The organism is Streptomyces sp. CA-249302, assembly GCF_050936785.1.
Classification (GTDB): Bacteria; Actinomycetota; Actinomycetes; order Streptomycetales; family Streptomycetaceae; genus Streptomyces.
In genome coordinates, this window is the sequence record NZ_JBNJMG010000002.1 from 50,846 (window position 1) to 64,361 (window position 13,516).

10 protein-coding genes are annotated in these 13,516 nt (G+C 68.2%); 3 read left to right on the forward strand and 7 right to left on the reverse strand.

What is annotated here, in order from left to right:
• Window positions 1-12: 12 nt before the first annotated feature.
• The 4 genes from ACQEWB_RS49945 to ACQEWB_RS49960 form a co-directional block, all read right to left on the reverse strand.
• Window positions 13-708 carry a GntR family transcriptional regulator gene (locus ACQEWB_RS49945; protein ID WP_432844455.1) on the reverse strand — a complete coding sequence of 232 codons (696 nt, stop codon included), beginning with the start codon at window positions 706-708 and terminating at the stop codon, window positions 13-15.
• Between the two features lie 125 nt (window positions 709-833).
• Window positions 834-1,835, reverse strand: coding sequence for a chorismate-binding protein (locus ACQEWB_RS49950; RefSeq protein ID WP_432844578.1), 1,002 nt, complete (start codon window positions 1,833-1,835; stop codon window positions 834-836).
• A 602-nt stretch (window positions 1,836-2,437) separates the two neighbouring features.
• Window positions 2,438-3,499: a zinc-binding dehydrogenase gene (locus ACQEWB_RS49955; protein WP_432844456.1), complete on the reverse strand. Its 1,062-nt coding sequence runs from the start codon at window positions 3,497-3,499 to the stop codon at window positions 2,438-2,440.
• A gap of 94 nt (window positions 3,500-3,593) precedes the next feature.
• A complete protein-coding gene (locus ACQEWB_RS49960) occupies window positions 3,594-6,785 on the reverse strand; it encodes a bifunctional cytochrome P450/NADPH--P450 reductase (RefSeq protein WP_432844457.1) in 3,192 nt (1,063 codons plus the stop codon).
• A 115-nt stretch (window positions 6,786-6,900) separates the two neighbouring features.
• On the opposite strand from ACQEWB_RS49960, the gene ACQEWB_RS49965 reads away from it, so the two are divergent.
• Entirely contained in the window at window positions 6,901-7,827 is a 927-nt protein-coding gene (locus ACQEWB_RS49965) for an AraC family transcriptional regulator (RefSeq protein WP_432844458.1), read from the forward strand.
• A gap of 454 nt (window positions 7,828-8,281) precedes the next feature.
• Here ACQEWB_RS49965 and ACQEWB_RS49970 read toward each other — a convergent pair whose 3' ends face one another.
• From ACQEWB_RS49970 to ACQEWB_RS49980, 3 genes are all read right to left on the reverse strand, one after another.
• Window positions 8,282-9,187 carry a LysR family transcriptional regulator gene (locus ACQEWB_RS49970; protein WP_432844459.1) on the reverse strand — a complete coding sequence of 302 codons (906 nt, stop codon included), beginning with the start codon at window positions 9,185-9,187 and terminating at the stop codon, window positions 8,282-8,284.
• 68 nt (window positions 9,188-9,255) lie between these two features.
• The gene (locus ACQEWB_RS49975; protein WP_432844460.1) at window positions 9,256-10,191 is read right to left on the reverse strand and encodes a dihydrodipicolinate synthase family protein; all 936 of its coding nucleotides are present in this window, start codon (window positions 10,189-10,191) and stop codon (window positions 9,256-9,258) included.
• A gap of 30 nt (window positions 10,192-10,221) precedes the next feature.
• Complete coding sequence (locus tag ACQEWB_RS49980) at window positions 10,222-11,007, reverse strand: SDR family oxidoreductase (protein ID WP_432844461.1); 786 nt, start codon at window positions 11,005-11,007, stop codon at window positions 10,222-10,224.
• Between the two features lie 315 nt (window positions 11,008-11,322).
• On the opposite strand from ACQEWB_RS49980, the gene ACQEWB_RS49985 reads away from it, so the two are divergent.
• Complete coding sequence (locus ACQEWB_RS49985; RefSeq protein WP_432844462.1) at window positions 11,323-12,339, forward strand: zinc-dependent alcohol dehydrogenase; 1,017 nt, start codon at window positions 11,323-11,325, stop codon at window positions 12,337-12,339.
• A complete protein-coding gene (locus ACQEWB_RS49990; RefSeq protein WP_432844463.1) occupies window positions 12,336-13,514 on the forward strand; it encodes a DUF3500 domain-containing protein in 1,179 nt (392 codons plus the stop codon). Before ACQEWB_RS49985 ends, ACQEWB_RS49990 begins: the two co-directional genes overlap by 4 nt.
• The last annotated feature ends 2 nt before the right edge of the window (window positions 13,515-13,516 follow it).

Genomic DNA, 13,516 nt, shown 5'->3' on the forward strand with positions numbered 1-13,516 from the left:
ACGGTTGTCTCCTTAGGCGAGGGGATGGTGGAATGCCGCCGGCGCGGGGGACGTCGGCTGGTTGCGCAGCGTTTGGACGACGCTGAGGAGGTGGGCGCGTGCCGCGGCTTCGGCCGTATGCGGATCCCTGGCCTTCACCGCGTCGATCACCGCCAGATGCTCACGCAGAGACTGCTCCGGCCGTCCTGGCTGCAACGCCAACTGGTAGTGATGCCGTACGAGTTGGGCATGCAGTCGCTCCAACACCTGGGCCGCAGGCCGTTGCTGTGAGAACGCGACGAGCTGTGCGTGCAGCCGGCGGTTCAGGGCGGAATAGCTGACCAGAGCTCCTTGCGCAACCGCATCGGCCATCTCCTCGCTCAGGTCGTTGAGCTCGTCGATCTGCGCGTCGGTGGCGAGGAGAGCCGCCTTGGCCGCGCACAGTCCTTCGAGCGCCATCCGGCATTCGGTGATCGCGACGGCCTCGTGCACCGAGATCACCCGCACCCGCGCGCCGCGATGGCGCACGCGCTCGACCAAGCCTTCGGCAGTGAGGTCGATCGTGGCGGCACGCACGCTCGCGCGCGTCACCCTGAATCGCTCGGCGAACTCCGGCTCGGGTATCGGCTGCCCCGGCACGAGATCGCCGCGCAAAATGGCCTGCCGCAATTGGTCAAAGACGTGCTTCTTGGCAAGCTCTCCGGAGCCCAAAGGAGTGTCTCCAGGCATCTGCCCTCGCTCAGTAGACGTGATCAGCTGTTTCCCCAGCCGGTGGTGAGGTGTCCTGTCCACGACGGCCCGTTCTCTTTGTGGCGGACGGACTGGCGCCGTGCCGTCTGGTGCTTCGCCGTGCCCTACCCGGTACCGGACGCAATGGACAGCAGGTGTCGCGCTTTGAGCCGCGTCTCCTCCCACTCGCGCTGTGGGTCGGACCCCCACGTGATGCCGGCTCCCGTGCCGAACCGGAGCCGACGCGCTCCACGGTCGATCCAGAAGGTGCGGATTCCGACCGCGAGTTCGCCGCGATTGCGGTCGGCATCGACCCAGCCGATGGCACCGCAGTAGGGGCCGCGCGGGGAGGGCTCCAGATCTTTGATGAGCCGTAGCGCCCGCTCCTTGGGAGCTCCTGTCACGGAGCCCGGCGGGAATGCTGCCTCAAGCAGGTGCGGCCACCCCAGACCCTCGGCCAGCTCGCCCTCCACCGAGGAGACGAGATGAACCAGCCCTGGGTGCTTCTCGATCGCGCACAGATCGGGGACGCGGATGCTTCCAGGGGAGCACACCCGGCCCAGGTCGTTGCGGACCAGGTCCACGATCATGACGTTCTCGGTGCGGTCCTTCTCCAGCAGGTCATCTTCCGTGCGCCCCGTCCCCTTGATCGGGCCAGAGTTCACCATCCTGCCGCAGCGGCGCAGGAACAGCTCCGGCGACGCCGTCGCGACCTCGAGTCCGTGACCGCGAAGACGGACGACTCCGCCGTGGGGGGCGGGATTATGCAGACGCAGCAGCCCGGCCAGGGCTGTGATGTCAGCCTCGGAAGAGACCGGAGCTGACAGGACACGGCACAGATTGGCCTGGTACACCTCCCCGGCGGCGATGTGCTCACGGATGCGGTGCACCGCCGAGGTGTAGCTCCTCCGGTCAAGCGAGGTAGACCAGTCCTGTGGCCTGGGGCCATGCCATGGCGAGGACGGGGATGCCGTGGGCGAAGGTGTTCGGATGTCACGGAAACGTGCGCAGACCACCTCACCTTCGAAGGTGACCACCACGGCCCAGAAGCCCTGCGAGTCCAGTGCCGCGAGGTCACTGGTGACGTCCAGGAGGTTGGTCGCGAGGACCCCGTCCCAGCGCGCCATGGCGTCGCGGTCGTACACCGGAAGTCCTCCTGTCCTGCTCGCAGCCGTGGAGTGTGCGGACGGATAGCGCCTGCCAAGAGGGCAAAGCAGCGCCCCGGGGGCTACGGCGACTGTGTACGGGCCTGCATTCCTTCCGTATGGGAGGCCCACAGGTTCCGGACCGTGCAGCCGGTTGCGGCTCCGCACTCCAGCAGTAATCTACTCAGCAGACAAACATTCTGTCTAGAAGACGGCGATGTGCCAGGATGGAGGGTCATGGTCCGGGTCACCGTCGGCAGGCCGGGGACGATGACCAGCTGTCCCGCCTCTCCGCCGCAGAGCGCACCCGTTAGCCGAGTTCAGGAGCAGCGGCTCGACGCGCGACGAGATCCGCCGCCGAACCATGGAGCGGGCGCTGCGGCTGCTGGTTGACCATTCCGCGGGGCTCTATCAGCGAATCCGTCGGTTAGTGCTCTGACTGCATAGCCACCTCAGGCAGTTACGCGTCAAGTCGGCTGCTGGAGGCGGTCGAACAGGCGGGTGCCTTGGTCAAACGGTCCGTTCCCCGCCATAGACGCGCGGGAGCCGCCCCGCACGAGGCGGAGCGGGTCCTGCGAGCAGGTTCAGGGAACGAGCACGATACGGATCGGATCGCCTATCTTCTTCTCCAACTGTGTGACGGCGTCGGCCGCATCGGCCAGTGGGACGCGAGCGGTGACGGACGGCGCCAGGTCGATTCGGCCGACCGAGGCCAGGCCGACCAGCAGGTCCAGGTCGTGCTCGGAGGATCCGTAGTGGCCGCGGATCTGGTTGCGACGGGTGCTGAAGGTGATGCTGTCGGCGAGGGTGACCGGCTCGGGGGTCAGTCCTGCGAGCACCAGGGCGCCGCCGAAGCCGAGCACGGCGATCGCCTGGTCCCGTACCGCCGGGAAGCCTGCGAAGTCGAAGGCGACGTCCAGGCCCTGGCCACGGGTGGCCTCGCTCACGGCGTCGGCGAAGTTTGGCGCGCCGGGGTCGAGCGCGAGGTCGGCGCCGAAGGCGAGGGCGCGTTCCCGGGCCGCCGGGCGCGGATCCACGGCGATGAGGGGCGCCGCACCGATCAGGCGGGCGACGCGGACGCCATGTGCGCCCAGGCCTCCGACGCCCCAGATCCCTACGGACTGTCCGGGACGGACCGCGCCGGTCGTGACGACGGCGGAGTAGGGGGTGGAGACGGCGTCGGGGATGATGGCGGCCTGCTCGAAGGGCAGGTTGTCGGGGATGGGGACGAGGGTGTCCTCGCGGGCGATGACGTACTGGGCCCAGCCGCCGTCGTAGTCGACTCCCATGGTCATCCCCTGCTTGCAGAGGAAGCCGCGCAGGCAGGCATCGCACTTTCCGCAGGTCTTGCCGGCATGGAGGACGACCCTGTCGCCGGGGGTCCAGCAGCCGAGCACGTCCGGGCCGAGGGTGTGGACCACACCGGCGACTTCGTGCCCGAGCGTCAGCGCCCCGGAACTCGTGACGGCGTCGTCGGGGCGGAAGGGGACCAGGGTGCCGTCGACGAGGTGCACGTCGGACAGGCAGACCCCGGCCGCCTTGACTTCGACCAGGACCTCTCCCGGACCCGGTACAGGGATGGGGACCTCCTCCACCGCGAACGTGTGGCTGTCGAGGTGGAGACGTCCGGCGAGCATCGAGTTCATTGCGTGAACCCTTCCTGAGAGTGGAGCCGTAGGGGGTCTCGTACGAGGCCGGGGCAGCCGTCGGTCCGCGACCGCCCCGGCCCGTGCTGCTCGGTCAGGGCGCCCAGACGTCCTCGACGTAGCGGCCCGAGTCGGTCATCGCGGTCAGCCACGCGGCGGCGGCTTCGTCGTCGGCGCCGGTGTGCTCGCGGTAGAGGGCCCGGAAAGCCTCCCGTACGCCCGGTGCCATCCGCCGGCCGTCGCCGCAGACGAACACCAGGCCGCCGGCCTGCAACAGCCTCCACACTTCGTCGCCCTCCCGGGCGATGCGTTCCTGCACGAACCGGACGCCGTCCTGTGGGGCGTGCATGAAGGTGGGCCGCAGACTGACGGCTCCTGCACTCTGTGCCTTTTCGAGTTCGTCACGGTGGAGGTAGTCCACGTCGGGGTGGTCGCAGCCGAAGTAGCACAGCAGTGTTCCGGTGAATCCGCTGTGCAGACGGTCCAGCACGGCGCCCCGGAAGGGCGCGAGCCCGGTGCCGGCACAGACCAGAATGACGGGGATGCCGGTGTCCTCAGGCATCCGGAACGCCTCCCGACACGGCAGCACGCGCGCCTGCAGGACGTCTCCGGGCCTGACCGTCTGGAGATGGTGCGAGGCGATGCCGCTGAAAGTGCCGGAGCCGCTGCGGTGCGGGGCATGAAGCAGCGAGACCATCAGATCGACCTCGCCGGGGTTCGCCGCAGCCGAGGAGGAGATGGAGTAGTCCCGCGGCCGCAGCACCGGCAGCATCTCCAGGAACCGCTCGATCGGCAGCGCGCAGGACGCGTACCGCTCCAGCAGGTCCAGCACGCTGATGCCGCGGTCGGTGACCTGCTCGCGGAAGAGGTCCGGTTGCGCGGAGGCGAGTTCGGCCAGCGGGCGCCGCTCGGGCGGGCACTCGGTGTGGGCAGCCAGCGTGGCGACCTGCTCCTGAGTGGCCGTCTCCTGCAACTCTACAAAGTCGGCCAGCAGCTGACGTAGCGTCAGAGGCCGGTCGATGGGCAGGGCATGGCGGCTGCGTCGGCGCGTGGTCAGCCGTACGGTGCGGTCGAGGTCCAGGTCGAAGCGGTCGGCGACCCTCTGGACGAGGCTGTCCGGGTTGCGCGGGAGGACGGCCAGGTGGTCGCCCGTCTGGTAAGCGGCCCCTTCGGGCAGGCGCAGCGTCAGGAAGTACTTGGAGCGGCCGAGGGGATGGTCCGTGTCGACCAGTTCCCGTGCCTGAAGCACCTCCATGGGCCGCAGGCCGTGCCGTGCGGCGAGGGCGCCGTTGGCCGACGCTGCCGCGTCCTCAAGCTGGTACAGCCCGAGGTCGGTGTCCGGCTCGTCGGCGGGTGCGACTGTGGCCGTCGTTCCGTACTTCGCCAGCAGGGCGTCCCACAGGTCGCCGGTCCACTGGCGTACGGTGCCCTCGAAGTCGCCGGCCGCGTCCGCCGCACCACGTTCCAGTAGCCGGGTGGCGCCGGCGGCCTCGAGGCGCTCGTCGATGAGGGTGGGGATGCGCTGGTAGGTGGCGGCCCAGTTGCGGTCCCCCACCCCGAGCACGGCGTAGGTGAGGCCGTCGAGGGAACCTGGCTGGAGTCCTTCCAGCCAGGCCACGAACTCGGCTGCGTCGTCGGTGGGCCGGCCGTTGTAGGAGGCGGCGACGATCACCAGGGGGCCGTCGGTGTTCAGCTTGGTCACCGCCTCGTCGAGCGGTTGGACGGTGGAGGTGAAGCCCCGGTCGTCGCCGTCCGCCGCCAGATCGCGGGCGATTCCCGCGCCGGTGCCCAGGTTGGAGCCGTGCAGCACGGTCAGCGCGGTGCCCGCGGCGGAACGGGCGGCGGAGGTTGCCTGGGCCAGGGGGGCGTGGGCCTGGCTGGCTGTTCCCGGGGGAAGGCGACGTTCGGACGGTGTGCGCCGGGCCGGGCTCAGGTGGAAGTCACCCGGCTTGATGGTGAGCGTCCGATGGATCTTCAGCTGGTAGTCCGTGTGGTCGATCAGCCGGTAGCGGTGGACCAGCAGGCCGAGCACCAGCGTCGCCTCGTGTAGGGCGAACTGCCGTCCGATGCAGGCTCGTTCACCGTTTCCGAACGGTTTGAACGCGTGCACGGACCGGGCCTCCACCCGCTCCGGCGAGAACCGGTCCGGGTCGAACAGCTCGACATTGTCACCCCAGACGGGGTCCCGGTGCAGCGCGGAGGGGAGGATGGTCATCATCTCCCCCTTGCGTACCGCGTACTTGCCCGCGACGACCGTGTCCTCGAGTGGCGTCACGGTGAAGGCGCTGGCAGTCGGCCACAGCCGCAGGCTCTCGTTGAGCACCTGCCGGATGTAGCCGAGCTTGCCGATGTCGTTGTACGTCGGGTCCGGCTCGTCGGTGTCGCCCCACAGGGCGTCCACCTCCGCCTGGGCGCGTGCCAGCACCGCGGGGTGCTTCAGTAGGTAGTAGAGGGCGAAGGACAGAGCGCCGCTGGTGGTCTCGTGTCCGGCGATGAGAAACGTGATCACCTGGTGGCGGATGTTCTCGTCGTCCAGCGGGGTGCCGGTGACCTGGTCGCTGGTGTGCAGCATCCGCCCCAGCAGGTCGTCGGTGCTCATGTCACCGGATGCCTTGCGCTCCCGGATGACCTCGTCGACCAGGTCCGCCATCAGAGCACTGTCCCGCTCGAACTGGTCGGTCGGCAGGTCCGCCCCGGCGGGCCCCTCGGCCTGGGCCTGGGCGTACAGCAGCGCCCTCGACATGGCGGTCACGAACGGGTGCAGTTCCTCGCGGCGAAAGGACTCGAAGTCGTAGCCGAAGCCGCACAGGCCGATGGTGTCGAACGTCAGCCGGGTCATGCCACCCGGAACGTCCACCGGTGTCCTGGTCTCCGCCGCACGGTCCCAATTCGCCAACAGTGCCCGGGCCACCCGGAGCATCGTGCCGTGGTAGTCGCGCATGGCGCCCAGAGAGAAGGCGGGCATCAGGACGTCGTGGGCCTTGCGCCAGTTGGGCTCGTCGCTGTGCGCCGTGAACAGACCGTCCCTGGCGAAGAGGCGCACCCCCTGCAGAATCTCGTCGATCTCCTTACAGAACCGGCTCTCATCGGCCAGTTCCGTCACCAGGTCCAGCCCGGACACGATGATGAGATCCGCACCCCCGCCACGAAGCCGGTAGACCGGCCCGAGTTCCCTGGCCTGCCGGATCATGTACGCAATCACGTCAAAGCCGGAGGGAGCGTCGCCGGTGACGGGCGGCGGCGGTTCGGGGATGTGCTCGATCATCGACGGGGTCGCATGGGTCATGGGGGGAAGACCTTTCGGATGTGTCCGTGCGGAAGTTCTGCTCACGACCGTAGGCCGACCAGCCCAGACGATGAATACTTGTTCGTCTTCATTACTTGCGCGATAGTCTGACCATGTGACTACTGATCCGCTGTCAGACGCCCTCGTCGTCGCCGACGCCCGCTCCGTCCTCACAGGCGGCATCACGGCCGGCGGCGACTGGGCCCTCAGCCTGCCCGCCGAGGACTGGCTCCGGGTCTATGCGCTGGTGAAGGGCGCCTGCCTGATGAACGTCGGCGGCGGCGAACTCCTGCGCCTGAAGGAGGGGGACGTCGTCGTCGTCGACGGCAGGCACGAGGTCTTGGTGTGCAGCAGCCCGGGCGTGGAGCCGGTGAACCTAGACGACATCCACCCTTCCCCCGAGACCAACATGGCCCATCTCGGCGACGGGGACGACGTCATCGGAATCTCCGGCCACATCGACCTCAGCCGGGACTCCGGCGAACTGCTCCGCGAAGCCCTCCCTCCGCTGATCCTTGTGCGGTCCGAGGCGGCAGAAGCGCCCGCACTGAGCTGGCTCGTCGGGCAACTGATGAAGGAGACGGGAACGGGCCGACTCGGCTCCGAGTTCGTTTCGAACCACCTCGCCCAGGTGCTGTTCATGCACGTCCTACGGGTCTGCCTCGCCGACCCCAGCACACTCCCCGTCGGCTGGCTGCGCGCCCTCGCCGACTCGCGCCTGGCTCCGGCCCTGCACCTGATGCACGGCAACCCGTCCCACCCGTGGCAGCTCACCGAACTGGCCCGTGGGGCAGCCATGTCCCGGGCCACCTTCGCGCTCCGCTTCAAGGAGGCGGCGGGTGTGCCGCCCCTGACTTACCTCCTCAACTGGCGAATGCGCCTGGCTGCCCGGCACCTGCGGCAGGAGCAGACCCCGGTCGCTGTCATCGCCCAGCAGGTCGGCTACACCTCCGAGAGCGCCTTCAGTAGCGCCTTCAAGCGCACGATGGGTCTCGCGCCTCGTCGCTACCGGAACAACGCCCGGGGACGAGAGGCGAGTTGAGCTCATCGCTCATGCGCGACGGCTACTCCGCGCGATCTGCATACGGGTTCTCACCCGCTTCTGTCGATCTGCGCAGCGGGCTGCGAACTCGTGAGCCCGTCAACTGGGTGGTCGGAACGCACCGTTCTTCCAACAGGCCGACGACGTCCGCCGGCTCACCGGGCCTTGACCAGGACCGTTCGGCGGTGGCCCGCCTCCGGGAGGCAAGGTCCTGTGGGCCGAGGGCCCGGCGCCGGGACACGGCGCCCCGAGGATGACTGACAGCGTCGGGGCTACGGCAGCTCTCTTGTCCCGGCCGCCTATCCAGCCACGATGGTCGGGAAGCCCTGACAAGTTCCGGGGGGCCCGGGCCGCGCGTTGACGGGGGCGAAGCGGGGCGTCTTTGACAGTGGTGCACGGTCGGCCGAGGTCGATGGCGCCGTCGTCGGTCACTACGGTGATGTGTGCGCTCGTATCAGAAACGAACGGCCCCCACGGGCAGGTCCCCCTCCGCCATCAGGGGCAGCTCGACAGAGGTGAGCATGTCGCGGTAGCGATCCGCCAATTGCGAAGGGTGCTTTCGGCTGTATGCCACGAGCTCCCGGTAGAACCCGGGCCCGATTCTCCGCGCGTGTCTGGCCCATCCCAGGGGCACCGCGTTCTCGGGCGCCACAGTCATGCCGAGGCCCTCGACCGCGAACAGGAGAGCCGCCGACACCTGGCCCGTGCGGGCCACGGCACGCGGTGTGAACCCGAGATGGCCCGTGACCCGGTCCACGACCTCGCTCATGCCTTGTTCCGCTTCGTAGAGCACCCAGTCGGCATCGGCCAACTCAGCCGGTTCGGCAATCGCGCCCGCACCATGTTCGACGGGGCCGAACACGACCATCTCCTCATAGCCGAGTGACACAACCGGTCCCTCCCACGAGGGTGGCCGGGGCCCGACCGCGATATCCCCCTGGCCGCTTCGCACGGCGTCCTCCAAGGCACGTCGGTGCGAGAAGTCGTGCAGCCGCAGCACCGTCGCGGGGAACAACGTGTGCCACCGCGCCGCCGACGACGGCAGGACGCCGGATGCCACCGATCTCACGGTCAGGACGTGCACATCGCCGCTACGCCCCTCGACCACCTGCCGAACGGAGTCGTGGGCTTCCTGAATCGCCTGGACGGCGCGCTGGGCATGGGGCAGGAGAATCCGGCCGGCCGGGGTCAATGCGACACCATGGCGACCGCGTTCGAGCAGTTCAGCCCCAAGTTCCTTCTCAAGAGCGCGGATCTGCTGGGACAGCGAGGGCTGGGCGACGTACAGCCGGACAGCGGCTCCACTGAAGGAACCGGCCTCGCAGATGGCGATGAAGTACTCCAGCTGACGCAGCTGCATACGATCAAGCTACTCCTGCCTCAGTGGCCACTGGCTCAGCTCTTGAGTGGGTGGTCGGTGCGGTTCCATCAGGCGGTGAGGACGACCCTGCTGTCCTTGCGCGCCAGTCGTGCCAGCAGGTAGTCGACCTCCGCGCGGGCCGCGGCGGACAGGCGGGCACCAGGCCTGCGCTGCGCGTCGGATGTCAGCAGGCCCCGCCGCTTCATCACGTACTTGCGCACGGCCAGACCGATGCCCGGCTGCTGCTCGTAACGCATCAGGGGCAGGTGGGCGTCGAAGAGATCATGGGCGGCGTCACGGTCGCCGTCCGCCGCGTGGCGCACCACGTCCACGAGAAGCTCGGGAACGCAGTAACCCGTCATCGCGCCGTCCGCACCGCGCTCGGTCTCGAAGTCGAGGAAGAGGCCACCGTTGCCGCACAGGATCGACAGGCGGGGCATGTCACCGGCAGCCTCCATCTGCCTCAGGCTGCTGATCTTCTCCAAGCCCGGCCAGTCCTCGTGCTTGAGCATCACGCACCCGGGCAGGGTGTTGGCGATGCGGGCGATGACGGACGGAGACATCTCCACGGAGAACGACAGCGGGTAGTCCTGGATCACGAAGGGCACGTCATCGCCTATGGCTGCGGCGGCTCCCTCGTAGTAGGCCACGATCCGGTCGTCCGTCCGCAGCGTGTTGGGCGGAGCGATCATGACGCCGGACGCCCCCGCCGACATGACCTCGGTGGCCAGCGCTTCCATCGCGGCATAGCCGGGCGCCGACACCCCTACGACAACCGGCAGATCGGTCTGCTTGAGCACGTGCCTGACGACGCGCACGCCCTCCTCGTGGGACAGCTTGGGAGCCTCGCCCAACTGGCCGAGAAGGGTGAGGCCCGAGACACCCACAGATGTGTAGAACTCCGTGAGTCGGCTAAGCGAGTCGAAATCGATGGCCCCATCGGCGTCGAACGGGGTCGGCGCGATGGCGAATACGCCCTGTGTCATGCGAGTCAGCAGTGACATACCGCAACCTTCTGTAATCAGCTGTCAGATTCAAATGCAGGCGATGAGGCCGCCGTCGACCCTGACGACAGAGCCGGTGATGTAGGCGGCGTGCGCGCTGGCCAGGAAGGCGACCGTGGCCGCGTACTCACGGGGTTCGCCATAGCGGCCCACAGGGATCGACGCGACGCTCTCCGCAGTTGCCTGTTCGACGGTCTTTCCCTCACGGTCGGCTTTTGAACGGTCCAGGAACTGCACCCGTTCCGTGCGGATCCGGCCGGGAACAATGACGTTACTGGTAATCCCGTCGGCCGCGACTTCCCGGGCCAGGGTCTTGGACCATCCAAGGAGGCTGGCGCGAAGGGTGTTCGAAAGTCCCAGGTTGGGAATGGGGGAAACCACACCAGAGCTGGTGCTGGTGATGATTCGGCCCCAGCCTCGACTTCTCATCGACGGTGCCACCCTATCGGTGATCGCCATCACGGACAGCACCATCGACTGGAAGTGACTCAGCCAGACGTCGTGCCCCTGACCCAACACAGGTGAGGGCGGCGGCCCGCCGGTGTTGTTGACGAGGATGTCGACCGGCCCGAGGGAATCCTCGATCAGTGCGATATTCGAGTCGATCGCACCCATGTCGCCGAGATCCCACTGCACCTCCAGCGCGTTTCCGCCGGCACCCTTCACCGCCTCAGCGCGCTTTTTCGCCGCCTGCAGATTGATGTCGGCTACGGCAATGTTGGCGCCCTCTTCCGCGAGTGCCTGCGCGATCGCGCCGCCGATTCCTCCGCCTCCACCCAGCACAAGTGCGGTTTTTCCAGAAATCCCCAGGTCCACGGTTCATCTCCTCATGGTGCTCCACCAGAAATACGGTGAGTCGCGTTTTTTGGAGGACTGTGTCACATCGGGCATGCCGTGACCAATAGGAATGTGGCCCGGATCGTATAGGAAACCCCTATGCGTTATCCGTAGGACTGGCGGCATGAGTGTGGCAAGGATAGTTACGGGCGGTGCACGTCCCCTCCCCCGAAGCCGATGCGTGGCCTCCTTGCCCGCAGTTGGAGACTTGATATGTCCTTGCCGGAAACCATGCAGGCGGCAGTGCTGGGCGAGCCCGGCGTCATCCGGACGACTACCTTGCCCGTGCCTCAAGTGGGTCCGGAAGACGTTCTGGTCCACGTCCGCAGAGCGTCCTTGTGCGGCACGGACCTCAAGGTCCGAAGTCGGCACTTCTTCCCTGACGGCGGGCCGGCCCCCGATGTCTTCGTTCCGGGGCACGAATACGCGGGAGTCGTCGTCGCGGTCGGGGACACCGTCGACGAATTCGACGTCGGCGACCGCGTCGTCACCGAGGCGCACCGCGGCTGCATGCGCTGCGCCAACTGCCTGGCCGGCGGTTACACCGACTGCCTCAACTACGGTCACCGGCACAAGGGTCACCGTGTGCAGGGGATGACGGTGAACGGGGGGTTCGCCGAGTACGCGCTCAACCACGTCTCCACCCTTCACCGGCTTCCGGACTCGGTCGACTTCGACGCGGCGGTCGTGCTGACGACGGTGGGCACGGTCATGCACGCCTTCGACGTACTCGACTCCCTGCTGGTCGGCGCGAGTGTCGCCGTGATCGGGCCGGGCCCGATCGGGCTGCTCGCCACCCAGGTCGCCCGCGAGCTCGGCGCGCGGACGGTGGCCCTGATCGGCACACGTGACGCCCGCCTGGAGATCGGCAAGTCGTTCGGTGCGGACCTCGTGCTCAACTCCCGGCACGAAGACGCCGTTGCTGCGGTGCGTGAGGCGACGCAGGGCATGGGCGCGGACATCGTCCTGGAATGCTCGGGCGCTCCCAGCGCGGTCGACGACGCCCTCCGCATGGCCAGGCGAGCCGGCAAGGTCGTGCTCGTAGGCTTTTTCGAAGAGCCGGTGTGCGCCGATCTCAACCATGCCGTGATGAACGGCATCTCGATCGACACGGTCCGCGGCGAGGGCACCGGATCGCTGGCCCGTGCCGTCTCCCTCGCGGCCCGCGGACGCCTGCGCACCGCTGAACTGGTCACGCATCACTTTCCCCTGCGGGACGTCGCCGAAGCCTTCGACACATACGCCGAACGCCGGGGCAACGCCATCAAAGTCATGCTGGACGTGTCCGAGGACGGAAGAACGCACCGGTGACGACGAACGGCCACAACGACCCGATGCCGCCTGCCCCGGCGCCCGGCCGCGAGAGGGCGGCTGCGGCCATGACGCGCGCTGCCGCCACCTGGCTGGGCACCTTGAGCCAGGAGCAGCGGCACTTCGCCCTGTACGACTCGCCCCTCGACCCCGCAGCGGAGGAAGAGCGACTGCGGTGGTTCTACACGCCGACCGATCACGGCGGACTGGCGGTCCGGGAGCAGAGCGCCTACCAGCAGAGCCTGGCCATGCAACTGGTGGCGACCGGGCTGTCCGAGGCCGGGTATGCCACGGTCGCCACGGTGATGGGTCTGGAGAACGTCCTGGACCAGGTCGAAGGGTGGCGGATCAGCTGGGGGCGAGAGCGCGGGCGCGATCCCGGCCTGTACTGGCTGAGGATCTTCGGCCGGCCCGGCGACCCGGTCTGGGCCTGGCGCTTCGGCGGCCACCACATCTCCCTGAACAACCTCATCGTGGCGGACCGACTCGTCTCGACGACACCGTGCTTCATCGGCGCCGACCCCGCGAAGACCGCACTGCTGGGCGGATCCCTCAACGCTCTCGGAGGGATCGAGGACCAGGCACGGCAGCTGGCACGGACGCTCACCGCACCGCAATGGCGCCAGGCACTCCTCCACCCGTCAGCCGTGTCCGACATCGTCTCCGGCAACCGGCCGCACATCCGCCACGGCGACACCATGATGCACATGCAGGACCTGTGGCGGGGGCGTTTCGCGGACCCGGCCCTCACGTCTCTCGTCGACGACATCGACCGACGGGCCGAGGCAGACAGCGGCTACACCGAGGACGACCACGCGCGCGTGGCGATCACCGTCCCCCCCAAGGGCATCAGCGGGCGCGACCTGGACGAAGAGCAGCGCCGCGGGCTGCGACGGCTGCTCTTCCTGTACACAGGCCGGGCCCCACAGGACCTCGCCACGGAATACAGCGCCCACTACGCCTCCGACAGCGTCCTCGACGAGATCCACTTCAGCTGGGCCGGAAGCCTGGATGCCGGCGAACCGCACTACTACCGGCTTCACGGGCCCAACGTCCTCATCGAGTACGACAACACCCAACGGCACGCCAACCACGCCCACTCGGTATGGCGCGACCCGGCCTGCGACTTCGGCCTGGACGTCCTTGCGGAGCATCGAGCGCGGTCGGAGCACTGACG